Consider the following 209-nt stretch of genomic DNA (forward strand, 5'->3'; position numbering starts at 1 on the left):
ATCTATTCATAATATAGCAGGAATGGATGAGGCCCTTAAAATTTCTTATTGCAAGTTAGAGGAGGAACATAAGCACGTAACTGTCCTCAAAACGTATTTTATTGCAGTGCTTAAGAATGCAATACCTGATATCTCATTTAATGGGTCGTGTAATAAATTTGAACAAAGTACATACAGACTTTTAAATGTACCGCTTCCAATTGCTCCAG

At 34.9% G+C, this 209-nt stretch carries 1 pseudogene; it reads left to right on the top strand.

The annotated features are described in order from the left end of the window. A pseudogene (locus ACRHOC_RS15985) lies at positions 1 to 209 on the top strand (cysteine desulfurase); the annotation flags it as partial.

Source organism: Winogradskyella poriferorum, assembly GCF_050618035.1.
Classification (GTDB): Bacteria; Bacteroidota; Bacteroidia; order Flavobacteriales; family Flavobacteriaceae; genus Winogradskyella; species Winogradskyella poriferorum_A.